This is a genomic window from Pseudomonas sp. SDT291_1_S447 (genome assembly GCF_054070155.1).
This window is the reverse complement of record NZ_JBSVXS010000034.1, coordinates 1-24,944: the sequence shown is the minus strand read 5'-3', so window position 1 is coordinate 24,944 and position 24,944 is coordinate 1. Positions and strand designations below refer to the sequence as shown.

Genomic DNA, 24,944 nt, shown 5'->3' with positions numbered 1-24,944 from the left:
TCCGAATCAAGCCAATGTCACCTCCCTCAACAACCGGGTATCCAGGCCAAACCGCTCCTGGGAGACCATCTTGAACTGCCCCTCTGCGAGGTCGCAGCTCACCAGCAGATTCCACGAGTGGCGGGTTGCCGCCGAGGGAATCAGGACAAACGGATGCTCATCCAGTAAAGCGTCGGCAAACCGCTGTTGATTGGGCGACGGCCACGCGGGACTCAACCAGTAAGGATTGGGTACCTCTTCAGGCTGAACGACTTTGACCCGTGCATCGCGGATGACTTCAAAGCACGTCAGCACATAAGGCTCTCTGTCCAGTGCATCAAAACTGTTATTGGCCGCCACCTCCAGAATGGCCGAGGACGGGTCAACAGATGCATAGACGACTCGCCGGCCAGGCGCATTCCATCGACCGCCCTTCAGTTTTGAACCCATCCCGCTGTCCCACGTCTCTCCGTAGGCCGCCTGATCCAGGCGCCAGCCATACCAGTGCCCTTCCCAAGGCAAGGGATTCATGGGTAACCCCCGTACAGGAGCCGACACAAGTATTGCTCGACCATCTGGAAACCGAGCGGATGGTGGGTCAGTTCCAACGGCACGTAGCCGTTAAGGTAAGGGGTGGATTTCTGCATCCATACCTCCGCCTGTGGCAGCCCCCCGAACGCACGAGTAGCCATCTCCAGCACCAGCGCATATTGGTAGGCGACAACACTCTGCTGCGAGTCAAGCCGTATCGATTTGCCTTCCTTCAGCAGCCGCTGCACGGTTCTGACAGACCGGCCGGTGATGCGTTTGACCATGTCTTCGCGCAGGTACATTTCGGAAGTTGAAAGCATGTTGACGACGTCGCTCAGCTCAAAGCCCTCCTCGGTAAGGCGGACAATCAGCATGGCGTCGTCACCGAGGTCCTGGCCATGCACGAGCAAATCGACAGGCTTGCCCGCGACCTTCTTCAGCCCCGTCAGCCGAGGCACTTTTGCTGTGGGCATCGCGACATCCTCCATGGGGCATCTGGCGCGATCGTCGATCCAGAAGTTGCGCAGGGAATAAACAGAGGTTTCATGCTGAATGTGTGGTGTACGCATAATTGATCCTTGATCTGGGAGCCTGAGCGTTCAAGCCGCTCAGCGACTTCAATGTCAGGTCCGATGCTATAGATCGCGCGTCCGACGACCAACCTGAAAAAGTCGTCGGAAATATCCCCTGCTTACCGCAAAACCCGCCATTTTCCGTAGGACGTCAACGCGAGATTCCTGCCCTCAGCCGCCGAAGTGATAACTCACGTCCAGCCACCACTGCCGCCCGTACGGGTCATAGTTGCCGGTCGGGTAATACGGCCACCCCGCTGAATCATCGTGTTTGACCTGATTGAGCACGTTGTTCACGGTCAGACCGACACTTGCCCGGTCATTGAGTTTGTAACGCGCACTGGCGTTGAACACTGTCCACGGCGACAGACGCCCGTCTCCTGCGCCGTTGGTGACTGAACCGTAACGAATGCCCATCAGCGTCGCCGTGGCTTTCTGATAATCCCAGGTCAGGCTGGCGTTGACCTTGCTGCGCCAGTCGTAGTTGGTGCGTGAAGTGCGCCAGTCTTGCGTCGGTGCTTCTTCCGACTCCTTGTAGTAATGCGACAGCACCAAGGTGTAGCCCAGCGCCGAACTGAATGCGCCGTACTGCCCGGCGCCCCAGCGAATGTTGCTCTTGAAGTCCAGACCACTGACCCGCTCGCTGGCGGCGTTGATCGCGTTGACTCGCACGCGGTTCAACTGGTTCGGATCGACTGCGGCATTGCCGGCGTTGCGATCGATGCGCGCCAGGGTCGACTGGCAATTGGCCGAATTGATGTCCTGCGTACCGTTGCGGCACTCGTTCTCTTGTTGCAACAAGCGGTTTTCATCGACGGTGGTCAGCAGATCGTCGATCTCGACACGCCAGAAATCCGTGGAGAAATCGAAGTTGCGCGACGGCGACCAGACAAAGCCGTAGGTCCACGATTTGCCGCGTTCAGACTCCAGATTCGCCGTACCGCTCTGGGTGTAATCGACCCGCCCACGATCACACGCGCCTTCCACGCCCTGGCTGCAACCGTAGTAATCGATCTGCGCCGGATAGTAGCCATTGCTGTCGGATTGATAGATGTAGTTCAGGTCCGGCGCACGGAAACTGGTGCCGTAACTGCCGCGCAGCAACAGGCTGGTGACCGGGCGCCATTCCAGTCCCAGGTTGTAGGTTTTCTGCTGCTCGGTGCGGCCGCTGAATTTGTATTGGTCCCAGCGTCCGGCGGCAGTCGCCAACAACGTGTCGGTGACCGGAATGCTGAACTCGCCACCTGCCGCATAGCGCTTGCGCGAGCCACCGGAGCTTTGCTGTGGGCTTACGCCGTAAAACGTGCCGTCGTTGAGGCCGTCATCCGGGTCGACGCGGTATTCCTGTTTGCCCGCTTCCAGTACTCCGGCGAAGCCCACCGGGCCGGCCGGCAAGTCGAACAGATCACCGTTGACCGAAGCGTTGTAACTGGTCGACACCGATTTGCTGCTCTGGGTCAGGTTGCCGCGAAACTGCTGCCATTCCTGCGGCGTCAGCGGCCGGTCGAGCCGTGAAGCATCCGGGGCGAATACTGGATAACCGCCGCTGACACCGAGTTGCGGGCCGAGGTAGAAATCCTGAATCGATGACAGTGGCGTGTAGCGCGTGGTCCTGACGCTGCGATATTCCGAGCGGTTGGCCGCCAGATCGTAACTCCAGCCAGTGTCGGCGATCTTGTCCGAGAGGCCGAGGGTGCCGGTCCACGAGGTGTCGCGCCACTTGCTGTTGTTGCTGGTGCGACCACCGATTTCCTCTTCGCCGAAGCGTCGATACCAGCGCTCCAGATTGCCGCTGTTCTGATTGATGAAATCCGGCGAGGTGAAGGTCGGCCCGCGTGTGTTGTTCTGGATATGGTCGAGGCCGTACATCAGGTCGGCGAAGACCTGACCGCTGTCGCTGAAATGCCAGGTGCCACGGGTGTAGCCGTCGTAGTTTTCCTTCTGGGTCTGCACAGTCCAGTAATCGTTGTACATCTGATCGGTGCGGCAGCGCCCGCCGCTGTTGACCAGTTTGTTGTCGAAGGTGCCCTGATAAGCACCGCAACCCGGTCCCAGATAACGACTGTTGCTCAGGTCGCGGCGGTAACCGACGTCCGCCAGCGGGCCGTTTTGCATAAAGCCACGGTCATCGGCCCAGATCGGATCGCGGTTAGTCAGTTCCAGACCGAACAAACCGTCAAAATCCCCCCAACTGCCGCCACCGCTGATCTGCAAACGCTGGTTGTCACCGCCGCCGCGCTCGCTGGTGCCGCCCTTGAGATTGACGTCGACGCCGTTGATCTTGTCCTTGAGGATGATGTTGACCACCCCGGCGATCGCGTCCGAGCCGTAAATCGCCGAGGCGCCGCTGCTGAGGATTTCGATGCGTTCGATGACCGCCGACGGAATGTTCGCCAGGTTGGTGAAGTTGACCTTGCCGTCGTACGGCGTCGGGTAGTCGGCGACGCGACGGCCATTGATCAGCACCAGCGTATGGTTCGGGCCGAGGCCGCGCAGGTTGAGCGCGCTGGCCGCCGGTTGCCAGGTGTTGCCGTAATCTTCGCCCTGGGTCATGCCGGTGTTTTGCGTCTGCGTCGCGAGGGCGTCGTAGACGTTTTTGTAGCCGCGCGCTTCCATTTCTTCGTGGGTAATGACGTTGACCGGTGTGGCGCCATCGCTCTGCGCGCGGGCAATGCGCGAGCCGGTGACGGTGACTTTTTCCATGCGGTAATCGGCGCTGGTGACCGGCGCGACGCTGGTGACTTTCGCCGGCGCATCGGCTTCGCGAACCGTCAAACCCTGAGCGCTTTGCTCGACTTGCAGACCGCTGCCGAGCAAGGCTTTTTCGACTGCCTGCCGGCCACCCAACGCGCCGCGCACCGCCGCGCTGCGCTTGCCCTGCACCAGTTCTTGGCTGAAGGAAATCGGCACACCGCTTTGCCGCGAGATGTCCAGCAGCACTTCGTCTAGCGGCCCGGTAGCGATGTCGAAGGTAAACACCGCTGCAGCAGGTTCCTGAGCAACCGCCGCCCATGGGCTGATGCCCATCGCCAACGCAGCGGCGAGGGTCAATCGAGGTAATTGTTGTTTGATTGAGAACATCGAAGGGTTTCCCTGTTGGAGGCATCTGCAGGGAATGAGCAGCGGGCCGGCGCTTTTTATAGGGCGGCGATTAGGCCAAGAAGTTATGGGTTTATAACCGCGCGTCGATGCTGACCCAGTACGGGTTGTGCCAGGTCACGCGAATCGGCAGCGAACGTTCCAGCAACTGCAACGTACGATCGCTGTCGTCGAGCGGATAGAGGCCGCTGAGGCGCAGGTCGGCGACTTCCGGGCTCAGATGCAAGATGCCGCGACGGTAGCGGCGCAGGCTGTCGATGACCTCGCGCAGAGGCCGGTCGCGCACCTCCAGTCGACCTTGCACCCAAGCACTTTCCTGGCCACTGCTGCGCTCCAGCGCCAGCAACCCTGCGCCGTTGAACAGCAGACTCTCGCCGGCCGCCACCACTTGCCGCGCGCCACCGGCGGTGACCACTTCGACCTGCGAGTGGAGCATCACCAAACGCGTCGAATCCTCGCTGTACTGCACGAGAAACTTGGTCCCCAGCGCCCGTATGCGCCCGTGCTCGGTCTCGACCACAAAGGGTCGCGCCGACTCTTTCGCCACATCGACCAACAATTCGCCACTGCGCAAGGCGAGCAAGCGTTGCTGGCTATCGAACAACGGCACCACACGACTGCGCGCATTGAGGGTCAGCGCACTGCCGTCGGCCAAGGTGAAGTCACGTCGTTCACCGGTGCCGGTCGACAACTCCCCCGCCTCCGGCAGCCAGCCGTAGCGCCGTCCGAGTAATCCGGCCAACAGCGCAATGCCGAGCACACTCAAACTGCCGCTGATAAAGCGTCGACGACTCGATGGCGCATTGAGACTGTGCAGCAGGCTGTTGCGCGGCACGTTGCGCAAGCTCGGGCTGCGCAGCAAATTCAGGCCGCCGCCCATCTGCTCGATGACCTGCTGATGCCGTGGATCGGCAAGCCGCCAGGCCTCAAACGCGGCCCGCTCGGCCATGCCCGCCTCGCCCGACTGCAGCAACGCCAGCCATTGCGCCGCCTCGTCGATCACCGCGTCGTCCGGCCTCATGCCTGCATTGCCTGATAGCAACGCTTGAACGCTTCCACCATGTATTGCTGCACGCGACTGGTCGACACGCCGAGGCGTTCGCCGATCTCGCTGTAGGTCAAGCCGTCGAGTTGATGGTAGAGAAACGCCGCTTTGGCCTTGGCCGACAACCCGTTGAGCAAACGATCGACCGCCAGCAGCGCTTCGATCACCAGCGCCCGCTCTTCCGGAGACGGATGCACCGGTTCGGGCGCCAGCGCCAGACTTTCCAGATAGGCGCGTTCAAGGTCCTGACGGCGCCAGCCTTCGTACACCAGTCGCCGGGCGATGGTGGTCAACAGTGCCCGTGGCTCGCGAATGGCCGTAGGGTCCGGCAGTGCCAGCACCCGCAGAAAGGTTTCCGAAGCGATGTCCTGCGCACTGTGCGGGCAACCCAGCGTGCGGCCAACGGCAGCACACAGCCAGCGATAGTCCTTTTGGAACATCTGCCCGATGATCTGGTAATGCGGGTTGTACCCACCCATGCCTTGCTCCCTGAAACGGGTCCCACCCGCTGCGAAAAACCATCGTTCTGCCGGGATCGTCCGGCTCTGATCAGGCGCGACTGTGCAATAGCCTCGAAGACATTTGAAGTAATAAAAAATAAGCACAAGCAAACCATTGAGCATAAGGCACTTGGTCGCCGCAGAAACATTGGCTGACACAACGTTGACCTCGGTCACTGGCGCGTGGCCGGCCACTGATTAATCTCGCGGCTCCATCGAAAGCCAGGGACGGCTCACCGAGAGCCCACGGCGAACCCACTCAAGGAAGAGCAAGCATGCGACCACTCAACATCATTCTGCTGTCGTCAGCGTTCAACGGCCTGACCCAACGTGCCTGGCTGGAACTGCGCGAGGCCGGGCACTCGCCGAGCGTCGTGCTGTTTACCGATGAAAACGCTGTATGCGAACAGATCGAACACAGCGGCGCGGATCTGGTGATTTGCCCGTTCCTCAAGGACCGTGTGCCCGAGGCACTGTGGAGCAATGCACAGCGTCCGGTGGTGATCATTCATCCCGGCATCGTCGGCGATCGGGGCGCCAGTGCCCTCGACTGGGCGATTACCAACGAGCTGCCGAGTTGGGGCGTCACCGCGTTGCAAGCGGTCGAGGAAATGGACGCCGGGCCAGTGTGGGCCACTTGTGAATTCAACCTGCCGGCGGGCCTGCGCAAATCCGAGCTGTACAACGGCCGGGTCAGTGACGCGGCGATTCGCTGCATACGCGAAGTGGTGGAGAAATTCGTCGAAGGATTCGAGCCGGTGTCTCTGGACTATACCAATGCAAAAGTGCGCGGGCGCTTGCAGCCGAATATGAAGCAGGTCGACCGCAGCTTCAGTTGGCACGACTGCGCGCGCTTCATCAAACGCTGCATCGATGCCGCCGATGGTCAGCCCGGCGTGCTGGCGAGCCTGGCCGGCGGTCAGTATTACGTTTACGACGCACACCTGGATTCACGCAGCGGCGTGCCCGGCGAAATTCTCGCGGTGCATGACGATGCCGTACTCGTCGCAGCCGGCGATCAAAGCCTGTGGATCGGTGCACTACGGCGCAAACCGCAACCCGGCGAAGAAACCTTCAAACAACCGGCGCGGCACCTGTTGGCTGAGCAATTGGCCGACGTGCCGGTGCTGGACTGGTCGATCGCTACACAGCCGTTCAGTGACGAAGCCTATCAACCGCTGCGTTATCGCGAATCTGGCATCGTCGGCGAGCTGACATTCGAGTTCTACAACGGCGCCATGAGCACCGAGCAATGCCAGCGCATGGTCGCCGCGCTGCGCTGGGCCAAATCCCGTGATACGCAGGTGTTGCTGATCAAGGGCGGACGCGGCAGCTTTTCCAACGGCGTGCATTTGAACGTGATCCAGGCTGCGCAGGATCCCGGTGCTGAAGCCTGGGCGAATATTCAGGCGATCGATGATGTCTGCGCAGAACTGCTGACGGCCCGGCAACTGGTGGTCAGCGGCGTCACCGGCAATGCTGGCGCCGGTGGTGTGATGCTCGCGCTGGCCGCCGATATTGTGTTTGCCCGCGCCGATATCGTGCTCAATCCGCATTACAAGAGCATGGGTTTGTACGGCTCCGAATACTGGACCTACAGCCTGCCCCGCGCCGTCGGCCCGGCCATGGCCGAGCAATTGACCCAGGCGTGCCTGCCGGTGAGCGCGGTGCATGCGTGGCAACTGGGCATGGTTCAGGAAATCGGCCCACGTTGCCCGGACGAGTTTTCTCTGTGGTTGCTGCAACGGGCCAACGGCGTATTGAGCGATCCGACCTATGCGGCGGTGCATGAGCGCAAGGCGCGGGTTGATCAGGTGTTGATCCAGCAATGCCGTGAAACCGAGTTGCAGGAGATGCAGGAAGACATGCTCTACAACCGCAATCAGTTCGCCGAGAAGTGCCGAAATTTTGTCTACAAGCGCAAGGTCTGCGGCACGCCGGCGCGGTTGATTGAAGAGTGGGCGCGGGTGCGTTTGACCGAGTTGGCCAGTTGATTTTGCGGTGACTGCTTTCCCCTCACCCTAGCCCTCTCCCCAAGGAGAGGGAACCGACCGAGGTGTCTGGCGCCCTGCATCGACCTGAAAAATTGGGTCGATTATGGATTCAACGCTGATCGTTCAAGTCGGTGCATTGCTTCAATATCCCCCAATCAGTCCCCTCTCCCTCCGGGAGAGGGTTAGGGTGAGGGGCTTTTGCCTTTACAATGCCCGCCACCTCAAACACCGGCCCGCCCATGGACATCGATCTCGCTCGCACCTTTCTGGAAATCGTCCGTCACGGCAGCCTCGCCGCTGCCGCGCAGAAGCTGTTCGTCACGCAAACGGCGATCACCGCCCGGGTGCAAAAGCTCGAAAGTCAGCTGGGCAGCACGCTGTTCGTGCGCAACCGCGCCGGGGCGAAACTGACGCCCAATGGCGAGGCCTTTGTGGTCTACGCCAACCAACTGGTGCAGACCTGGGAAGCCGCGCGCCGCGACCTGCCGCTGCCCGAGGGCTATCACAACGTGCTGCACATCGGCGGCGAAGTCAGCCTGTGCAACCCGTTGATGCTCAGTTGGGCAGCGGAGTTGCGCGAAAAGATTCCCGGGCATGCCCTGCGCATGGAAATCCGCGACGGTGAAAACCTGCTGCGGCAACTGGAACTCGGCGTGCTCGACGCCGCGCTGGTCTATCAGCCGGAATACTGGCCGGGATTGCAGGTCGAGCAAGTGCTGGAAGAAAAACTGATTCTGGTGCGTGCGCCCGATCGCCCCGATCCTTACGTCTACATCGACTGGGGCCCGGACTTCCGCCGCCAGCATGACGCCGCCCTGCCGGAAAAAGCCAAAGCGGCGCTAAGCTTCAACCTCGGCCCACTGGCCCTGCAATACATTCTCGAACACGGCGGCAGCGGCTACTTCCGTACTCGTGTGGTGCGCACCTATCTGGAAAGCGGCGCCCTCGAAGCGGTGACCAAAGCCCCGGAATTCGGCTATCCGACTTACCTCGTCTACTCACGCGATCGCGATTCGGCGACACTGCAGCAAGCCTTCCACCTGTTGCGCGAAGTGATCCGCACTGATGACGACTGGTCGCAACGTTGGAACCCGCTGAGCTGAACCGGCAGCTTTGCACCGGAGCATGGCGCATGTGACACCGAGGTCCGGCCAGCACAAACGGCCGGATCGGCTAATCTGCCGGGTATAACAACAATACCCGCAGGTGAAGCAGTGAGGCAGACCACCGAAATATTCCGCAGTCGCTACCGCGCGGCCATTCATCCGCTGTACAACCCGTGGCTGCACGGCGCCTTCGTGCTGCTGTTCGGCGTGCTGGCCATCGGTGCGTTCTGGAACAGCGTGCAGCAGGTCAGCCTGCTGGAATGGCTGACGCTGCCGTTGACCCTGCTGCTATTCAATTTCGGCGTGTACATGGTCCATCGCCATCTCGGCCATCACAAAAAAACCTTCGCGAAAATGTTCTACGCCCGGCATGCCGGCGACCACCACAGTTTCTTCACCCCCGGCCACATGACCTACGACAGTGCCCGCGACTGGCGGGTGATCCTGTTCCCTGCCTGGCTGATCGTGCTGCACACACTGCTGATTACCCTGCCGCTGTGGTGGCTGTTGGCACAGGTAAACGCCAACGTCGCCGGACTGTTCGGCGGCTGCATGGTGCTGGGTTATCTGACTTACGAGGTGTTTCATGCCTGCGAGCATTTGCCGGCAGACAATCCCCTGACACGCCTGCCATGGATCCGCCAGATGCGCCGCTTGCACGAGCTGCATCACCGCCGCGAGCGCATGCAGCAGAGCAATTTCAACATCGTCCTGCCGCTGATGGACTACCTGTTCGGCACCCTTTACTGGGAGCCGGAAACCGCCCCTTTGAGCTACGCGAGAATGCCCATGACCCGCATGCAGCACACCGTCGATATCGCTGGCGAACCCAATGCTGTGCTTGCCTACGCCGCCAGTGTCGGTCGCTGGCCGGAGTGGCACCCCTCGTCGCTGAAGATAGACGGCGCCCACGGCCCCCTGCATGCCGGCTCGCGCTTTGAAGAGGACATTCACGCGGGTGGACGTGAAGGCCATTTAAGCTGGGAAGTCACCAAGTACTTGCCCGGCCGACGCTGGTGCGCGCGGGCGCAAGGTGATCATGGATTATCGCTGCTGTTGACGTATGAATGTACCGCCGAGGGCAGCGGCACGCGGTTCGTGCGCACGCTGGATTATCGCTTCGACGGTTTGGCCATGCGCATCGCCAATCACCTGCTGCTCAAACGCCGCATCGAGCGCGAATCCGCCGCGTCGATGCTGGCGTTGCGTGACATGGCTGCCCGCTACCTGGCCTCGGCGAGGGCCAGCGCGTGAAGCTACGGCATCTGTTGTTGCTGCTGATCCTCATCGTCATCGCGTTCTTATTGTTGATGCCGACCAAAGTCGAACCGGTGGCCTGGACGCCGCCGCCGGCACCTTCGCTGACAGAAGGCATGTACGCCGAAAACCAGAAACTCAAAGGCATAGCGCAGGTCGGGCCGAGCGACATCGAAGGGCCGGAAGCCTTGCTGCTGGAGAGTGACTTTTTGATCACCGGCCTGCACGACGGCCGACTGATCCGCACCAGCCTCGACGGCCAGCAACGCAAGGTACTCGCCGACACCGGTGGCCGCCCGCTGGGATTGGCCCGGCACCCGAACGGTTTGCTGGTGATTGCCGACGGGGTCAAGGGCTTGCTGTCCCTTGATGCGCAAGGTCAGTTGATTCCTTTGACCACGGAGGCCAACGGTCTGGCCTTCGGTTTCACCGATGACGTGGCCATCGACAAGGCCGGGCATTACGCCTATTTCAGCGATGCTTCCAGTCGCTGGGGTTACGGCCACGACGGCGAGGCGATCATCGAGCACGGCGGTGACGGACGCCTGCTGCGCTATGACTTCCAGAGCGGTAAAACCAGTGTGCTGCTAGATAAGCTTGAGTTCGCCAACGGCGTGACCCTCGGCCCGGACGATGCCTATGTGCTGGTCAACGAAACCGGCGCCTATCGCATCAGCCGCTACTGGCTGACCGGGCCGAAAGCCGGCACTCATGACCTGTTTATCAACAACCTGCCGGGGCTGCCGGACAACCTTGCATTCAATGGCAGTAACCGGTTCTGGGTGGCGTTGTATGCGCCACGCAATGCTCTGCTTGATGGCACCGCCGGGCATCCGTTCGTGCGCAAGATGATCGTGCGGGCGTTGGCGGTTTTGCCTAAGCCAGTGGAGAAGCGCGGGTTTGTCCTGGGGCTGGATCTGGAGGGCAAGGTGATTGCCAATTTGCAGGATGCGAGCAGTGGCAGTTACTCGCCGATCACCACGGTGCGCGAGTATGGGTCATGGTTGTATTTTGGCTCGTTGAAGGCGACGCATATGGCACGGATGCCGTTGAATGCGGCGTTGAAGTGAACCTGCTGGATCTGTATCGAGCCTACTGACGCCATCGCTGGCAAGCCAGCTCCCACAGGGTTCTTTGCTGACCGCGGCATTTGTGGACAACACAATTCACTGTGGGAGCTGGCTTGCCAGCGATGGCGATCTGTCAGTTGCTGGATTTATCGAACTTGTCCGGATCTTCGTCTTCGGGAAGATCCTCATCCGGCTCTTCAGGGTTGGCCGTGGTATGCGCCGGGCTATTGGGTTCGGGATGCGTGGGAACCGGGTCGAATGCGCCCTGCTCTTCACTGGGGAATTTGGGATCGTTCATAAGGCACCTCGCAATGAGTCGGATGGAAGACTCTATACATTCGAGGTGCCGGTTGTGGCTGTCGTTCCCGTCAATCCGCGACCGCAGGTCGGCGGATCAACAGGGCCTCAGGTTCGCGCCTGTAATTGTTCGACGATCTTGTCTTTGACCTGCAAGCGCTTTTCTTTGAGTTTTTTCAGCGTGTCGTCGCTGGGAGCATCCGAGGTGGCAGTCTCGGCCTTGACTACTTCGGCGTCCGCCTGGGAGTACTTGTTGATCAGTGCGTCCAGATGTGGATCCGCGGTGCGTTTTTTCTGGATCTCTTCCTTTGTAAGTTTCAAGTCCTGTAACAGATCATGGATCACCGGCATGGAACACCTCCGTCAGTTGATCGGCTGGCCAACGCGACCGATTGCGCTGGCCAGTTATCAGAATGGCCTCGGTTGCACGGTTCTGTCGACCACCTGTCAGACCAGCGGTGCCCGTTCGTCGCCCTGTCGCAAATGCGATCAAACCTTTGCTTGCCGCGCTGCCTCCATTGCTTAACACCAACAAAAACTGCGTGGAGATACACCAATGGACGGATTCAACCTGCGTCATCTGGTTTTGGCTGTCGCTTTGAGCAGCGGCATGGGCAGCGCCTTCGCTGCGACTGACAATGACTTTGTCGATAACGCTGCGGCCGGTGGTATCGCTGAAATCGAAACCAGCCGTCTCGCCCTGGAAAAAAGCCAATCGGCTGACATCAAGGCGTTCGCCAACATGATGATTACTGACCATGGCAAGGCCAACGACGAACTGGCGACCATTGCCAAGGCCAACGACATCGAAGTTCCGGACACTACGACATTGGTCAAACAGGCCAAGGAAAAAATCCTCGAAGTGCGTGATGAATCTTTCGACGCGGCGTACGCCAACAATCAGGTGAAGGCTCACGAAGAGACTATTGAGCTGTTCAAGAAGCAAGCCAATACCGTGACCGATGACAAGGTCAAAGGCGCTCCTGAACTGAAGGCCTTTGCGCAGAAAATGCTGCCGGCGCTGGAGAAACACCTCGCGGCTGCCAAAGAGCTGCAAGCCAAGCATCCGAGCAAGTAAAAAGCCTTACCCTCACCCCAGCCCTCTCCCGGAGGGAGAGGGAGCCGACCGAGGTGGATGTTCGAGTTACATCGACCTGAAAGTCTTGCTTCGAACTCAGGTTCTGAATAGCCCCCGACCTGAAATCTCGAGTCGAACCTGGCTTTTGAAAGGCACCGAGATCGGCTCCCTTCCCCCTCGCCCCCTTGGGGGAGAGGGCTGGGGTGAGGGGGATCGATCTCAGCAACACCACAAATCCAATGCAAAAAAAAGGCCGCATCCATAAGATGCGGCCTTGTCATCTCCACCGAACATCAACCGCCATCCGTATCAATATCGGCATCCGTCTCCTCCCCCGGTTTCGCCCGATCCGGCTGCGGTTCGAAGCCCGGACTGAATTCATTGTCGTTGTCCGTGTGCTTGTTCTTTTGATCCACCACCGGATCCGCACTCTGCGCCTGGCCGTCATCGCCCTGTTGCTGCGTCGGCACCTCTTGCCCCGGCACCTGCGGGTCAATCGCCGGGTCGTTGCGGTTGATCGGCTCGGCGGAGGGTTTCTGCTGATTTTGCGATTGCTCGTTCATGACCACCTCGTTCGTCAAAACCAGCCCGGCGCAAACCCGCCGGGCCTTGAAGATTCGAAGCCTGCCCCACGCCAACGTTCAAAACTTCGCCGCGCCCGGCCACGCCGACTAGAGTTACCGGGACGTTCCTTGCGCCAGATCAAAAATATACGTGCAAGAACGAACAACTATTTCGAACGGCAAATGTCGATCACTTCGCGGCGATCATTTTCACGACCGCCCCCCAATTCGCGACGGAGCAACAGGCACATGGCAGCACTGCAGAACAGCACACTCGATGCGATGAAAAACAAACAAGCACAACTGCTGGGCGAATGGATCAACGGCCTGCAAGCCAGCGGTGCCACCCGCAACCTGAAAGACCACGATCTGCAGCAACAGACCACAGAATTCCTGCAACTGGTGGTCAGTGGCATCGAGAACGACAACGGCACCAATATCGCCGCACCGGGCTGGGAAGCCACCCGCCAGTTCCTCGAAAAGCTCTCCCACAGCCGCGCCCTGCTCGGCCAGGACTCGCAGCAGACCGCCAGTTTCATCTTCGCCCTCAAAGGCCCGTTGTTTAACCTGCTGCAGAGCCATTACAAAGACCAGCCGGCGCTGCTCGCCGAACAACTCTGGGAAGTCTCCGAGCTGCTTGATGCATTCGGCATGCACACCATCCGCACCTTCCAGAAATCCCGCGAAGCGGTGATCAAGCGTCAACAGGAAGAACTGCTGGAGCTGTCGACCCCGGTGGTCAAGCTGTGGGACGGCGTGCTGGCGCTGCCAATGATCGGCACCCTCGACTCGCAGCGCACGCAAGTGGTGATGGAATCGCTGCTGCAACGCATCGTCGACACCGGTTCGGAAATCGCCATCATCGACATCACCGGCGTGCCGACCGTCGACACCCTGGTCGCGCAACACCTGCTGAAAACCGTGACCGCAATCCGCCTGATGGGCGCCGACTGCATCATCAGCGGCGTGCGTCCGCAAATCGCGCAAACCATCGTCCACCTCGGCCTCGACCTGCAAGGCGTGGTGACCAAAGCCAATCTGGCCGATGCGTTGAAACTGGCCCTGACCCGTCTGGGTGTCAGCCTCGTCAAGACGGTATAAGCATGGAACGTATTCCGATTCTCCAGATGGGCAAGTTCCTGCTGGTGACCATTCAGGTCGACATGCATGACCAACTCGCCCTCACCTTGCAGGACGACTTGTCCGAGCGAATCAGCAAGACCTCAGCGCGTGGCGTGTTGATCGACATCTCGGCGCTGGACATGGTCGATTCGTTCATTGGCCGGATGATCAGCACGATTTCCGGTCTGTCGAAAATCATGGACGCCGAAACCATGCTGGTCGGCATGCAACCAGCGGTGGCGATCACCCTGGTCGAACTCGGCCTGACCCTGCCCGGTGTCAGCACGGCATTGAACGTCGAGCGCGGGATGAAACTGCTGCAGGAACGAGTAGACCGGCAATGACCGTGCGCAGTAGCGGTACTCAACCCATCCACATCGAGCAGGATGTCGTGCTCGCGCGTCAGACCGCGCGCAAGCTCGCCACCGAGTGCGGCATGCGCCTGATCGACCTGACCAAAATGGTCACGGCGGTCAGCGAGCTGGCGCGCAACACCATGGTCTATGGCGGCGGCGGCGACATGGACTGGCAGATCCTCGATGAGGATCACAAGGTCGGTCTGCGCTTGACCTTTCGCGACGAAGGCCCGGGCATTCCCGACCTGAAACTGGCGATGACCGACGGCTGGACCTCCGGCAGCGGCATGGGCCTGGGCCTGACCGGGGCGAAACGCTTGGTTGAAGAGTTCGAACTGGACACCGAGCCCGGCAAGGGCACCCGAATAACGATTACCCGATGGACATGAATATCAGCGGGTCGATGACCCAGGTTTTACTGATCGAAGACAGCAGCCAGATCGGCCACGCCCGCCGCACGGCGCAACAACTGGCCGAACAACATGGCTTTGACGAGCGCGATGCCGGACGCGTGGCACTGGTGGCTACGGAGTTGGCGAGTAACGTGCTCAAGCACGCCAGCCACGGTGAAATGCACCTGCGGGTGTTGCCGCGCGCCAAAGGTTTTGGCATTGAACTGCTCGCCATCGACCGTGCTCAGGGGTTTGATCTGGAGGCCTGCATGGCCGACGGGTTTTCTACCGGCGGCACCCAAGGCATCGGCCTCGGGGCGATATCGCGTCAGGCTGAAGTGTTTGATGTGTACGCCGATGCCCGTGGCGCAGTATTACTGGCCCGATTTTATCCACGCACGGATCGCGAGCCTGACCTGCGCTTCGGGGTCAGCCAGCACTCGCTGCACAACGATCCGGCGTGCGGCGATGTCTGGCACCTGGCGTATGACAACGGCAGCATCAGCGCGCTGATCATCGACGGCCTCGGTCACGGTGAAGAAGCCGAACGCGCCGGCCGCGCCGGAGCACAAACTTTCGCCCTGACGCCTTTCGCCGAGCCGGTGATGCTGATGGAAGACCTGCACCGCGACATGATCGGCACTCGCGGTGGCGCTGTTGCGTTTGCCCGGTTCGATGCGCGGCGCGACAGCCTGACCTTTGCCGGCGTCGGCAACATCGGCGCCAGCCTGATCAACGCCGACAAGTCCCGTGGACTGGCCTCGCACCCAGGCATTGTCGGCGTGCAGTATCGGAAAGCCAGACCCTTTGACTATGCTCACGTGAACGGACATCTATTGATCATGTACAGCGACGGCTTGCAGTCCCGTTGGAACCTTCAAGACTACCCCGGTCTGGTGCACCGCCATCCCGCCGTGATAGCCAGCGTCCTGCACCGCGATTTCTGTCGCGGGCGCGACGATGTAACGGTGCTGGTCGTTGCCCTGGAGGCCGCCCATGGCTGAGTCCCCCATTCTGAGCAGTGCCGAACAGGCCGCACTGATTGCGCAGTTGCAGAGCGAGACTGCAGCCCTGCGCGAAGAACTCGATGAAACCAACCAGGGCGTGCTGGCCCTGTACGCCGAACTCGACATACAGGCTGAGGAATTGCGCCAGGCCTCGGACTTGAAAAGCCGTTTCCTGTCGTACATGAGCCATGAGTTCCGCACGCCACTGGGCTCGATCCTGAGCATCAACAGCCTGCTCGCAGACGAGCTCGACGGCCCGCTCAGCCCTGAACAACACAAGCAGGTGGCGTTCGTCAGCACCGCTGCCCGCGAGTTGAGCGACATGGTCGATGACCTGCTCGATCTGGCGAAGATCGAGGCCGGACGCATCAGCATTTCCCCGGCGTGGTTCGACATGTTCGACCTGTTCTCCGCCCTGCGCGGGATGTTCCGGCCGATTGTCGATGCCTCCGCCGTCGATCTGATTTTCGAAGAGCCGGTCGGTTTGCCGCGCCTGTACACCGACGACAAGAAACTCGCGCAGATCCTGCGCAACTTCATTTCCAACTCGCTGAAATTCACCACCCGTGGCGAAGTGCGGGTGTCCGCGCGGCTCGAAGGTGCAGACAAGGTGCGATTTGCCGTCAGTGACACCGGAATCGGTATCGCTGCCGAGTTGCATGGCGCATTGTTCGAGGACTTTTCCCAGGTCGACTCGCCGTTGCAGAAACGTCTGCGCGGCACCGGGCTGGGCCTTTCGCTGTGTAAACGCTTCGCCGCCCTGCTCGGCGGTGAAGTCGGGATGGACAGTGCGCCGGGGGTCGGCTCGACCTTTTTCGTGATCATCCCGTTGGCGATCGCTCTGGAGAACGTCGATGAAACGTGACATCCGCCTATTGATCGTCGATGACAACGTCGCCACCCGCTACGCCCTGCGTCGACGGCTGGAGCGCCACGGTTACGAAGTCCTTGAGGCCGGGACCGGCGGCGACGGGCTCGCGCTGATCGACAGCGAAGCACTCGATGCGTTGATTCTCGACGTCAATCTGCCGGACATGAGTGGCTTCGATATCGTGCGCATTCTGCGCGCTGATGCGCGCACTGCCCTGCTGCCCGTGATCCATGTGTCCGCGGCGTCGATCCAGACCGGCGACATCATCACCGGCCTCGACGCCGGTGCCGATGCCTACCTGATTCACCCGGTTGACCCGGATGTACTGCTGGCGACCCTGCGCACGCTATTGCGGGTGCGCGATACGGAAAATGCCCTGCGCGAAAGTGAAGCGCGGTTCCGCGAAATTTTCGCCAATGTGTCCGCGCCGATCGCGGTGCTTGATGCCAACCTCAAGGTGCATGAGTGCAACCAGGCCTTCGCGCAACTGATTATCGACAATCAGGACCCGCAAATCCTGCGTGAATGCTTCGCCGAGGATCAAAGCGCGATCCTCAATGAGCTGCGCCTGCGCCTGGTCGATGGCGAACGCTGGCAAGGCACGCTGAACATGCGCGTGCAGGGCGAGATCCGCGAGACCGAGTGGCAGATTTCGCCGTACCGCACGCCAGAGTTGAGCCTGGTGTTCGTCGAAGACGTTACCGAACACCGCCATCGCGAGCGCTCGCATCTGGCGCGCCTGGATGACACCACCACGCAACTGGCCAAGGAAGTCGCCGAACGCGTGCGTGCCGAAGCGCAGTTGCTGCAAGTGCAGAAGATGGACGCACTGGGCAAGCTCACCGGCGGTATCGCCCACGACTTCAACAACCTGCTGACCGGAATCATCACCAGCCTGGAGCTGATCCAGAAACGCGTGGTCGATGGGCGTCTGGACAAGGTGCAGTTTTATTCCGAAGCGGCGCTGAATTCAGCGATGAGTGCCGCGTCCCTCACCCACCGCTTGCTGGCCTTCGCCCGTCAGCAACCGCTGGATACACGGCCGGTCGACATCAACGAGCAAGTCCGTTCGCTGGAAGAATTGCTGGTGCGCACCATCGGCGAACGGATCAACCTCAAGCTTGAACTGACCAACAAACCGGCCATCGCCCTGGTCGATCCAGTGCAGCTGGAAAGTGCGGTATTGAACCTGGTGATCAACGCACGCGATGCCCTGCCGGCGGGCGGCAATATCTGGGTCAACACCTACGCCGCGTACTCCCATGGCGATCCGAATCTGGCCGATGGCGCTTACGTGGCGCTGTCGGTGCGCGACGACGGCACAGGGATTGAGCACAACGTCATCGATAAAGTCTTCGATCCGTTTTTCACCACCAAACCGTTGGGCCAGGGCACCGGGCTGGGGTTGTCGACGATCTATGGTTTTGCCCGTCAGTCGGGCGGTGATGCGCACATCCGCAGCGTCGCGCGGCGCGGCACCGAAGTGACCATCATGTTGCCGGCTACCACCGATCCGACAGGGGCCGACATCCCCGCGCCAGTGGTTGATCCGCAAGGTAGCGGTGAGCATGTACTGATTGTCGAGGACATGCCATCGGTGCGCATGTTTGTCACTGAAGTGCTGGAGGACGCGGGTTATCGCTGCACCCAGGCGGCGGATATCGAAACGGCGCTGGAGCGATTGCAGAATGATCCGTCGATCAACCTGTTGCTAACCGACGTTGGTCTGCCGCGCATGAGCGGGCGGGAGTTGGCGGATGTGGCGCGGGGTTGGCGTGACGGATTGCCGATTCTGTTCATGACCGGGTATGCGGAGACGGCGATCAACCGTCAGGTGTTTCTGGGCAGTGGCATGGACATGCTGGTCAAGCCGTTTCAGATCAGTGAACTGCTCGACAAGGTTCGCCGCACCCTTGATGGGGCCTGACAGATTGCCATCGCTGGCAAGCCAGCTCCCACAGGGATTAGTGTCGCTCGCACATTTCTTTTGTGTGTACCGATATTCCGCATACAACACCAAAACCTGTGGGAGCTGGCTTGCCAGCGATGAGGCCCGCTGGGCCAACGCTCCCTATCGGTTTAACGCACGAGCCAAAAACGGCGCAGTCCTGCTCTTCTTGCTCGCCGCAACCTTCTGCGGCGTGCCCGCCACGACAATCCTGCCGCCCTGATCCCCCGCCCCCGGCCCGATGTCGATCACCCAGTCACTCTGCGCGACCACGCGCATTTCGTGCTCGACCACAATCACCGTATGCCCCGCCGTCACCAGCGTATCCAACTGCTCCAGCAACCGATCGACATCACGCGGATGCAGCCCGGTGGTCGGCTCATCGAGCACGTACAAGGTTGCGCCGCGCTGACTGCGTTGCAACTCGGTGGCCAGTTTGATCCGCTGCGCTTCACCGCCGGACAACTCCGTGGCGGGTTGGCCCAGACGCAGATAACCGAGGCCGATATCGCGCAAAACCTCCAGCGAACGGCGGATCCCCGGTTGCTCGGCAAACACTGCAACCGCTTCCTCGACGGTCAGTTGCAGCACTTGGGCAATGCTCAAGCCCTCCCAGAGAATCGCCAGGGTCTGCGGGTTGTAGCGTGCGCCATGGCAGGTCGGGCACGGCGCATAAACACTGGGCATGAACAGCAATTCAACACTGACAAAACCCTCACCTTCACAGGTGGCGCAACGGCCCTTGGCGACATTGAAGGAAAACTGCCCGGCGTCATAACCTGCGGCCCGAGCAGCGTCAGTCGCGGCGTAGAGCTTACGGACGTTATCGAACAACCCGGTGTAGGTCGCCAGATTGGAGCGTGGCGTGCGGCCGATGGGTTTCTGGTCGACCTGCACCAGGCGTTTGATCGACTCCAGCCCGGACGTGACCTGGCCGCTGCTGACCTGCGGCGCGTCGTCTTCGAGGCTGAGTTCTTCCGGTTCGCTTTCCAGCGCCGGACGCCCTAACTGCGCGCCAACCAGTTCCAGCAACGCCTGACTGACCAGACTCGACTTGCCGGAGCCGGAGACCCCGGTCACCGAGGTAAAGCAGCCCAGCGGAAACTCGGCACTGAGATTATTCAGGTTGTTACGGGTAATGCCGTCGAGCTTCAGCCACGCCGTCGGTTTGCGCGCAGTACGTGTCTGACGCTGCGACTCGGCAAACAGATAAGCCCGCGTCTGCGACGCTTCGATCGCGGCCAGACCTGCCGGCGGGCCGCTGTACAGCACCTGCCCACCCTGCTCGCCGGCTGCCGGGCCGACGTCGATCAGCCAGTCAGCGCGGCGCATGGTTTCCAGGTCATGCTCGACCACAAACAACGTGTTGCCATCAGCCTTCAAGCGTTGCAAGGCCTCGAACAACGCCTCGCCGTCGGCGGGATGCAAACCGGCGGAAGGTTCGTCGAGCACGTAAATCACCCCGAACAATTGCGAACCCAGTTGCGTCGCCAGGCGCAAACGCTGCAGCTCACCGGACGACAACGTTGGCGTGCTGCGCTCCAGCGCCAGATAACCGAGGCCCAGATCGGTCAGGGTGCTGACGCGCTCCAGCAGATCCTCGGCAATGCGCTGCGCCGCCAAACGCTTTTCCAGCGACAGGTTTGGCGTGTGTCGCACATCCGGCGCACTGCCATGCCCGCTGGCGCCGTGGGCCACGCGCTGCTGGCGGGCCTCGCGGGTTTGCGCGTGGCTCAAGGTCTCGCCGGTTTCTTCGGCCTGCTGCAGATAACTGGCCGCCGCCACCGGCCTTAATACCTCGGCCACTTGCAGCAACGGCATCTGCGACAGCTCACCGATGTCATACCCGGCGAACGTCACCGATAACGCTTCACGCTTCAGGCGTTTGCCGTCACACAACGGGCAAGGGCTGCCGAGCATGAACTGTGAAACGCGCTTCTTCATCAGCGCACTTTGCGAATGGGTGAAGGTGTGCAGGATGTAGCGCCGGGCGCCGGTGAACGTGCCCTGATAACTCGGTTCCATTTTGCGTTTGAGGGCGACGCGGGTTTCTTCCGGGGTCAGCCCGGCATACACCGGCACGGTCGGGGTTTCTTCGGTGAAGAGAATCCAGTCGCGCTGCTTTTTCGGCAGCTTCTTCCATGGAATATCGACATCAATGCCCATGGTCACAAGGATGTCGCGCAGGTTCTGCCCCTGCCACGCCAGCGGCCAGGACGCCACCGCGCGTTGGCGGATGGTCAGGTTGGGATCGGGCACCATCAGCGCCTCGGTGACTTCGTAGACGCGACCGAGGCCATGGCACTCCGGGCAGGCACCCTGTGGCGTGTTCGGCGAAAAGTCCTCGGCATACAACATCGGCTGCCCCGGCGGATAACTGCCGGCGCGCGAATACAGCATGCGAATCAGGCTCGACAACGTCGTGACGCTGCCCACCGACGAACGCGTGCTCGGCGTACCGCGTTGCTGCTGCAGCGCCACGGCTGGTGGCAGGCCTTCAATGGAGTCGACATCCGGTACGCCGACCTGATCGATCAGCCGTCGCGCATACGGCGCCACCGATTCGAAGTAACGGCGCTGAGCTTCGGCATACAGGGTCGAGAACGCCAGCGACGACTTGCCAGAGCCAGACACCCCGGTAAACACCACGAGAGCATCGCGAGGAATGTCGATATCAACGTTCTTGAGGTTGTGTTCACGGGCGCCGCGCACTCGGACCATGCCGGCGGGTGCTTTGGAGGTGCGTTTGGAAGTCATCGACCTGCCTTGATAAAGGAATGTTCAGCACTCAGTTGCCGAGAACCACCCGAATCATCTGCAGCATGGCTTCAGGGCTATACGGTTTGCTCAGCAAATGGGTGTCAGGGCTCAACTGGTGATTGCGCGAAATGATGTCGCGGGTGTGCCCGGAGGTGAACAGCACCGCCACCGGCGGCGTCTGCACTTTGGCCCAGGCGAACAGATCGGAGCTTTTGATCAGCCCCGGCATGACCACGTCGGTGAAAATCAGGTCGACCTCGACACCTTCGAGGAGCATTTGCATGGCCGCATCGCCGTGGCCGGCGGTCAACACGCGATAGCCCTCCTCGCGCAACAATTCCACCGCCGAAGTACGCACGGCGTCGTTGTCCTCGACCACCAGAATCGTCTCGTGGCCGCCGCTCTGCTGCCTTTGCAGATTGGGCGCCTCATCAAGGATAGGCCGCAGGCTGCGCGGGAAGTACAACTGCACCTGCGTGCCCTCACCGACGGCACTGGCAATGTCGACATGCCCGCCGCTCTGTTTGACGAAGCCGAACACCATGCTCAGGCCCAACCCGGTGCCCAGGCCGTCGGCCTTGGTGGTGAAAAACGGCTCGAACACTTGCTCGAGAATCTCTGGCGCAATGCCGGCGCCGGTGTCGCTGACGGCGACGCGGACAAACTCGCCGGGGACGATGCCTTTGCCGGCACAGAATTCGCGGTCGAGGCGCACGTTGGCAGCGCTGAGCGCAATGGTGCCCTCGCCCTTCATCGCATCACGGGCATTGATCGCCAGGTTGAGAATGGCGTTTTCCAACTGGTTGCGGTCGACGTTGATGTGCCACGGTTTTTGCGGCAACTGCACGTTGATCTGAATGGTTTCACCCAGCGCCCGCTGCAGCAATTCGCCGACACCTTCGAAAATCTGCTGCGGGTTGCACACTGCTGGCGACAACGGTTGGCGGCGGGCAAACGCGAGCAGTTGCGAGGACAACTTGGCACCGCGCTCGACCGCCGCCAGCGAGGCACTGACCCGGCGCTGCACATTGGCGTTGTCCGGTTCGTGGCGGGCGAGCAAATGCAGATTGCCAGCGATCACTTGCAGCAGATTGTTGAAGTCGTGGGCGACGCCGCCGGTGAGACCGCCGATCGCTTCGAGCTTCTGCGACTGGCGCAACTGTTCTTCAGCCGCCAGCCGCGCCTCGACCTCTTCGCCCACGCGCTGTTCGAGGTTGCGGGTAAATTTGAGCAGCGATTCTTCGGCAATCTTGCGCTCATGAATGTCGATCAGTATCCCGGGAAAACGCAACGGCGCACCGTGTTCGTCGAACTCACACGCGCCACTGGCCAACACCCACGAATAACTGCCATCACTGCGTCGGACGCGATACTCGGCGTTATACGGCTCGCCGGTCTGCACGGAATGGGCGACCCGCTCTTGGACCCAGGCGTGGTCATCGGGATGGATGCGCGATTCAGCAATGTCCTGGGCCAGATTGCTCAGGTCGTGATCCGGCGGATACGAGAACGTACGGGCGAAACGCTCGTCCGCGGACAATGTGTTGTTTTTCACGTCCCAGACAAACGAGCCGAGCAAGGCCCCGGCATTCAGCGCCAGACGTACCCGCTCATTGTCAGCGCGGTAGGCTTGTTCCGCCGCCTGACGCCGGCGTTCGGAGTGCATGAATTCGGTGGTTTCCACCACCATTGCCATCACCCCGCCGGGCGCTCCATCATCATTGGCCACCGGGCTGTAATACAGATCCATCCAGACGTCTTCGGGGACGCCGTCGCGCAACAGCACCAATTCTTTGTTGCGGAAGGACAAGGTGCCGCCCGCCAGACAGGTGTCGACCACATGCCGGTTGAAATCGGCGACCTCCGGCCAGCCCAACTCCACCGGCGAACCGAGCAGATACGGATGGCGGCCACCGGCAAATATCGAATAGGCGTCGTTGTAGATCATGTAGCCGAGACGGCCCCAGAGCATGACCATCGGCAGTGGCGAGGCCAGCATCAATTGCACCGCGCTGCACAGGCTGGCCGGCCAGCTGTTCAGCGGGCCGAGTTCGGTGTGGCTCCAGTCGAACGCACTGATGCGCCCGGCCATTTCGCCTTTCCAGCCGTCACAACCATGGCTATCGGATAAAAACTGCATCGACTGACTCAGTGTCCTGTGGTGATTGCCCGATAAATCGCGACGCCGTATCGACGCGACGCCCGTCTGTTTCGAGCGTCTGCAGTCGCATTGGTTTCATTTGAGGTATAGCCGATTTAATCTCCGCCTGGAACCTAAACTCCGATCAGGTGTTTGAGCGGATGGTAGCCAGTTTTCATTTTCGCGGCGACGTCGAGAATGGCCTTCTCGATACCGTTGAGATGCGTACAGGTCAGCTCGATGGCGGCGCTCTGATTGCCGGCCTCGATGTACTCGATCAGGCGCAGGTGTTCGTTGTCGCGGCAGACTTCATGGCTGTCGTCGTCCAGCGCGGCGGCATATAGCGAGGCGCGGGAGATCAGCTTCTGGAACCAGTCGAGCAGCACCGGATTATTGAGGCTGCGCGCCAATTTGATGTGGAACTCGCCGAGCAGGTGAATCAAGCGTTCGTGATCACCCGCCGCGTGGGCCTCATCTTCCAGCAGCAGGTGTTCGCGCAGGTCCTGCATCGCCGCGCCGTCCTTGCGGCGGCACAGTTCGGTGACGATGCCGATCTCGATCAGCCGGCGGGTTTCAAACAGCGAGCGGAGCTCTTCATTGCTCGGCAGCGACACCGATGCCCCTTTATTGGGCTCGGTGGTGACCAGCCCATCGGCCTCCAATTGCTTCAACGCGGCGCGCACCGACGTGCGGCTGACATTGAATAACTCGGCCAGCGAGGCCTCGCCCAGTTTCATCCCCGGGCGCAACGAACGCTTGCTGATCGCCTCGTAAACCCCTTGGTAGACGCGGTCGACCGTGGTTTCCAGTTTCTTCTCGGTCATTCGAACCCTCCTTTAGCGTCAGGCAACCAGCCCTTGGCGATGCCTGGCCATGGAAACGCAGATTAATCCGGGCCTTTGCAAATTGCATTCATATATTGCATACCGGCGGATGATGGCGCTGAACATCGGTCAGTCGCGGGAGATCATTTTTGGCGAGGTGTTGATGGCGCATGTGCGCGATGAGCTGATCGATCCGAGGACGCTGTACATCGATCAATTGGGCCTGGATGCGATCGGACGCATGGTTGGCCATGGTTACGCACGAACCCGCGATCACTTCGATTTGCCGACCCGCTCGTTGCAAGCGTGGACGGAAGCGCCGGGCGGTGGCGAGCGGTTTTGGCCCACCGCCAAATAACCCAGCAGGGAAACGCATTCCCCTGTAGGAGTGAGCCTGCTCGCGATAGCGGTGTGTCAGGTGTCGATGTGTTGT

General features: G+C 60.8%; 23 protein-coding genes and 1 pseudogene. 13 read left to right on the top strand and 11 right to left on the bottom strand.

The genetic code is table 11. From position 1 onward, the window contains the following. Positions 1–6: 6 nt before the first annotated feature. The 5 genes from ACW9IR_RS13725 to ACW9IR_RS13705 all read right to left on the bottom strand — a co-directional run bounded on the left by ACW9IR_RS13725 (position 7) and on the right by ACW9IR_RS13705 (position 5,705). Positions 7–510, bottom strand: a complete 504-nt coding sequence (locus tag ACW9IR_RS13725; protein WP_457463689.1) for an RES family NAD+ phosphorylase — start codon at positions 508–510, stop codon at positions 7–9. Beyond that, positions 507–983: an antitoxin Xre/MbcA/ParS toxin-binding domain-containing protein gene (locus tag ACW9IR_RS13720; protein WP_180988161.1), complete on the bottom strand. Its 477-nt coding sequence runs from the start codon at positions 981–983 to the stop codon at positions 507–509. The genes ACW9IR_RS13725 and ACW9IR_RS13720 overlap by 4 nt, the downstream gene beginning before the upstream one ends. A 270-nt stretch (positions 984–1,253) precedes the next feature. Next, a complete protein-coding gene (locus tag ACW9IR_RS13715) occupies positions 1,254–4,163 on the bottom strand; it encodes a TonB-dependent receptor (RefSeq protein ID WP_102901929.1) in 2,910 nt (969 codons plus the stop codon). 91 nt (positions 4,164–4,254) lie between these two features. Next, positions 4,255–5,202 (bottom strand): FecR domain-containing protein, encoded by a 948-nt coding sequence (locus tag ACW9IR_RS13710; protein WP_457463686.1) that lies wholly within the window; start codon positions 5,200–5,202, stop codon positions 4,255–4,257. Beyond that, positions 5,199–5,705: a sigma-70 family RNA polymerase sigma factor gene (locus ACW9IR_RS13705; protein WP_034152323.1), complete on the bottom strand. Its 507-nt coding sequence runs from the start codon at positions 5,703–5,705 to the stop codon at positions 5,199–5,201. Before ACW9IR_RS13705 ends, ACW9IR_RS13710 begins: the two co-directional genes overlap by 4 nt. Positions 5,706–6,001: 296 nt before the next feature. Between ACW9IR_RS13705 and ACW9IR_RS13700 the strand changes: the two genes are divergently transcribed. From ACW9IR_RS13700 to ACW9IR_RS13685, 4 genes are all read left to right on the top strand, one after another. After that, positions 6,002–7,720: a hydrogenase maturation protein gene (locus tag ACW9IR_RS13700; RefSeq protein ID WP_457463684.1), complete on the top strand. Its 1,719-nt coding sequence runs from the start codon at positions 6,002–6,004 to the stop codon at positions 7,718–7,720. A gap of 239 nt (positions 7,721–7,959) precedes the next feature. Continuing rightward, entirely contained in the window at positions 7,960–8,823 is an 864-nt protein-coding gene (locus tag ACW9IR_RS13695; protein ID WP_007912548.1) for a LysR family transcriptional regulator, read from the top strand. Positions 8,824–8,934: 111 nt separating this feature from the next. Then, positions 8,935–10,080 carry a sterol desaturase/SRPBCC family protein gene (locus ACW9IR_RS13690; RefSeq protein ID WP_457463682.1) on the top strand — a complete coding sequence of 382 codons (1,146 nt, stop codon included), beginning with the start codon at positions 8,935–8,937 and terminating at the stop codon, positions 10,078–10,080. Continuing rightward, positions 10,077–11,153 carry an SMP-30/gluconolactonase/LRE family protein gene (locus ACW9IR_RS13685; protein WP_457463680.1) on the top strand — a complete coding sequence of 359 codons (1,077 nt, stop codon included), beginning with the start codon at positions 10,077–10,079 and terminating at the stop codon, positions 11,151–11,153. Before ACW9IR_RS13690 ends, ACW9IR_RS13685 begins: the two co-directional genes overlap by 4 nt. Before the next feature lie 133 nt (positions 11,154–11,286). On the opposite strand, the gene ACW9IR_RS13680 is transcribed toward ACW9IR_RS13685, so the two are convergent. Both ACW9IR_RS13680 and ACW9IR_RS13675 read right to left on the bottom strand, forming a co-directional pair. After that, entirely contained in the window at positions 11,287–11,451 is a 165-nt protein-coding gene (locus tag ACW9IR_RS13680; protein WP_007912545.1) for a hypothetical protein, read from the bottom strand. 107 nt (positions 11,452–11,558) lie between these two features. Beyond that, positions 11,559–11,801, bottom strand: a complete 243-nt coding sequence (locus ACW9IR_RS13675) for a YdcH family protein (RefSeq protein WP_102901934.1) — start codon at positions 11,799–11,801, stop codon at positions 11,559–11,561. Between ACW9IR_RS13675 and ACW9IR_RS13670 the strand changes: the two genes are divergently transcribed. Together ACW9IR_RS13670 and ACW9IR_RS13665 are read left to right on the top strand one after the other, a co-directional pair. Next, on the top strand, positions 11,800–11,976 hold the full coding sequence (locus ACW9IR_RS13670; protein ID WP_180988159.1) for a hypothetical protein: 177 nt from the start codon (positions 11,800–11,802) through the stop codon (positions 11,974–11,976). The two genes, ACW9IR_RS13675 and ACW9IR_RS13670, sit on opposite strands and share 2 nt — an antisense overlap. Positions 11,977–12,006: 30 nt before the next feature. Then, a complete protein-coding gene (locus ACW9IR_RS13665) occupies positions 12,007–12,528 on the top strand; it encodes a DUF4142 domain-containing protein (RefSeq protein WP_007912543.1) in 522 nt (173 codons plus the stop codon). A 293-nt stretch (positions 12,529–12,821) separates the two neighbouring features. Here the strand turns inward: ACW9IR_RS13665 and ACW9IR_RS13660 are convergent, their stop codons facing one another. Next, a complete protein-coding gene (locus ACW9IR_RS13660) occupies positions 12,822–13,091 on the bottom strand; it encodes a hypothetical protein (protein ID WP_095120998.1) in 270 nt (89 codons plus the stop codon). 249 nt (positions 13,092–13,340) lie between these two features. Between ACW9IR_RS13660 and ACW9IR_RS13655 the strand changes: the two genes are divergently transcribed. The 6 genes from ACW9IR_RS13655 to ACW9IR_RS13630 are packed head-to-tail and all read left to right on the top strand — an operon-like array spanning position 13,341 to position 18,766. Continuing rightward, positions 13,341–14,192: an STAS domain-containing protein gene (locus tag ACW9IR_RS13655; protein ID WP_102901936.1), complete on the top strand. Its 852-nt coding sequence runs from the start codon at positions 13,341–13,343 to the stop codon at positions 14,190–14,192. A 2-nt stretch (positions 14,193–14,194) separates the two neighbouring features. Further along, positions 14,195–14,557 carry an STAS domain-containing protein gene (locus ACW9IR_RS13650; RefSeq protein ID WP_007912539.1) on the top strand — a complete coding sequence of 121 codons (363 nt, stop codon included), beginning with the start codon at positions 14,195–14,197 and terminating at the stop codon, positions 14,555–14,557. Further along, positions 14,554–14,958, top strand: a complete 405-nt coding sequence (locus ACW9IR_RS13645; protein ID WP_008084828.1) for an anti-sigma regulatory factor — start codon at positions 14,554–14,556, stop codon at positions 14,956–14,958. The genes ACW9IR_RS13650 and ACW9IR_RS13645 overlap by 4 nt, the downstream gene beginning before the upstream one ends. Beyond that, entirely contained in the window at positions 14,955–15,965 is a 1,011-nt protein-coding gene (locus ACW9IR_RS13640) for an ATP-binding protein (protein ID WP_457463713.1), read from the top strand. The genes ACW9IR_RS13645 and ACW9IR_RS13640 overlap by 4 nt, the downstream gene beginning before the upstream one ends. Further along, positions 15,958–16,833, top strand: coding sequence for a sensor histidine kinase (locus tag ACW9IR_RS13635; protein ID WP_077573176.1), 876 nt, complete (start codon positions 15,958–15,960; stop codon positions 16,831–16,833). Before ACW9IR_RS13640 ends, ACW9IR_RS13635 begins: the two co-directional genes overlap by 8 nt. Next, positions 16,823–18,766 carry a response regulator gene (locus tag ACW9IR_RS13630; protein ID WP_457463675.1) on the top strand — a complete coding sequence of 648 codons (1,944 nt, stop codon included), beginning with the start codon at positions 16,823–16,825 and terminating at the stop codon, positions 18,764–18,766. Before ACW9IR_RS13635 ends, ACW9IR_RS13630 begins: the two co-directional genes overlap by 11 nt. A 144-nt stretch (positions 18,767–18,910) precedes the next feature. Here ACW9IR_RS13630 and ACW9IR_RS13625 read toward each other — a convergent pair whose 3' ends face one another. From ACW9IR_RS13625 to ACW9IR_RS13615, 3 genes are all read right to left on the bottom strand, one after another. Continuing rightward, the gene (locus ACW9IR_RS13625; RefSeq protein WP_457463673.1) at positions 18,911–21,544 is read right to left on the bottom strand and encodes an excinuclease ABC subunit A; all 2,634 of its coding nucleotides are present in this window, start codon (positions 21,542–21,544) and stop codon (positions 18,911–18,913) included. A gap of 31 nt (positions 21,545–21,575) precedes the next feature. Further along, positions 21,576–23,687, bottom strand: coding sequence for an ATP-binding protein (locus tag ACW9IR_RS13620; protein ID WP_457463671.1), 2,112 nt, complete (start codon positions 23,685–23,687; stop codon positions 21,576–21,578). A gap of 134 nt (positions 23,688–23,821) precedes the next feature. Next, the gene (locus tag ACW9IR_RS13615) at positions 23,822–24,511 is read right to left on the bottom strand and encodes a GntR family transcriptional regulator (RefSeq protein WP_110719136.1); all 690 of its coding nucleotides are present in this window, start codon (positions 24,509–24,511) and stop codon (positions 23,822–23,824) included. 103 nt (positions 24,512–24,614) lie between these two features. Between ACW9IR_RS13615 and ACW9IR_RS13610 the strand changes: the two are divergent. Next, a pseudogene (locus ACW9IR_RS13610) lies at positions 24,615–24,869 on the top strand (flavin reductase family protein); the annotation flags it as partial. Positions 24,870–24,944: the final 75 nt, after the last annotated feature.

Excerpts from the sequence above, each read along its gene's own strand:
- ACW9IR_RS13725 (WP_457463689.1), bottom strand. The coding sequence starts at position 510 with ATGAATCCCTTGCCTTGGGAAGGGCACTGGTATGGCTGGCGCCTGGAT.
- ACW9IR_RS13720 (WP_180988161.1), bottom strand. The coding sequence starts at position 983 with ATGCCCACAGCAAAAGTGCCTCGGCTGACGGGGCTGAAGAAGGTCGCG.
- ACW9IR_RS13715 (WP_102901929.1), bottom strand. The coding sequence starts at position 4,163 with ATGTTCTCAATCAAACAACAATTACCTCGATTGACCCTCGCCGCTGCG.
- ACW9IR_RS13710 (WP_457463686.1), bottom strand. The coding sequence starts at position 5,202 with ATGAGGCCGGACGACGCGGTGATCGACGAGGCGGCGCAATGGCTGGCG.
- ACW9IR_RS13705 (WP_034152323.1), bottom strand. The coding sequence starts at position 5,705 with ATGGGTGGGTACAACCCGCATTACCAGATCATCGGGCAGATGTTCCAA.
- ACW9IR_RS13700 (WP_457463684.1), top strand. The coding sequence starts at position 6,002 with ATGCGACCACTCAACATCATTCTGCTGTCGTCAGCGTTCAACGGCCTG.
- ACW9IR_RS13695 (WP_007912548.1), top strand. The coding sequence starts at position 7,960 with ATGGACATCGATCTCGCTCGCACCTTTCTGGAAATCGTCCGTCACGGC.
- ACW9IR_RS13680 (WP_007912545.1), bottom strand. The coding sequence starts at position 11,451 with ATGAACGATCCCAAATTCCCCAGTGAAGAGCAGGGCGCATTCGACCCG.
- ACW9IR_RS13670 (WP_180988159.1), top strand. The coding sequence starts at position 11,800 with ATGGAACACCTCCGTCAGTTGATCGGCTGGCCAACGCGACCGATTGCG.
- ACW9IR_RS13675 (WP_102901934.1), bottom strand. The coding sequence starts at position 11,801 with ATGCCGGTGATCCATGATCTGTTACAGGACTTGAAACTTACAAAGGAA.
- ACW9IR_RS13665 (WP_007912543.1), top strand. The coding sequence starts at position 12,007 with ATGGACGGATTCAACCTGCGTCATCTGGTTTTGGCTGTCGCTTTGAGC.
- ACW9IR_RS13660 (WP_095120998.1), bottom strand. The coding sequence starts at position 13,091 with ATGAACGAGCAATCGCAAAATCAGCAGAAACCCTCCGCCGAGCCGATC.
- ACW9IR_RS13655 (WP_102901936.1), top strand. The coding sequence starts at position 13,341 with ATGGCAGCACTGCAGAACAGCACACTCGATGCGATGAAAAACAAACAA.
- ACW9IR_RS13650 (WP_007912539.1), top strand. The coding sequence starts at position 14,195 with ATGGAACGTATTCCGATTCTCCAGATGGGCAAGTTCCTGCTGGTGACC.
- ACW9IR_RS13645 (WP_008084828.1), top strand. The coding sequence starts at position 14,554 with ATGACCGTGCGCAGTAGCGGTACTCAACCCATCCACATCGAGCAGGAT.
- ACW9IR_RS13640 (WP_457463713.1), top strand. The coding sequence starts at position 14,955 with ATGAATATCAGCGGGTCGATGACCCAGGTTTTACTGATCGAAGACAGC.
- ACW9IR_RS13635 (WP_077573176.1), top strand. The coding sequence starts at position 15,958 with ATGGCTGAGTCCCCCATTCTGAGCAGTGCCGAACAGGCCGCACTGATT.
- ACW9IR_RS13630 (WP_457463675.1), top strand. The coding sequence starts at position 16,823 with ATGAAACGTGACATCCGCCTATTGATCGTCGATGACAACGTCGCCACC.
- ACW9IR_RS13625 (WP_457463673.1), bottom strand. The coding sequence starts at position 21,544 with ATGACTTCCAAACGCACCTCCAAAGCACCCGCCGGCATGGTCCGAGTG.
- ACW9IR_RS13620 (WP_457463671.1), bottom strand. The coding sequence starts at position 23,687 with ATGCAGTTTTTATCCGATAGCCATGGTTGTGACGGCTGGAAAGGCGAA.
- ACW9IR_RS13615 (WP_110719136.1), bottom strand. The coding sequence starts at position 24,511 with ATGACCGAGAAGAAACTGGAAACCACGGTCGACCGCGTCTACCAAGGG.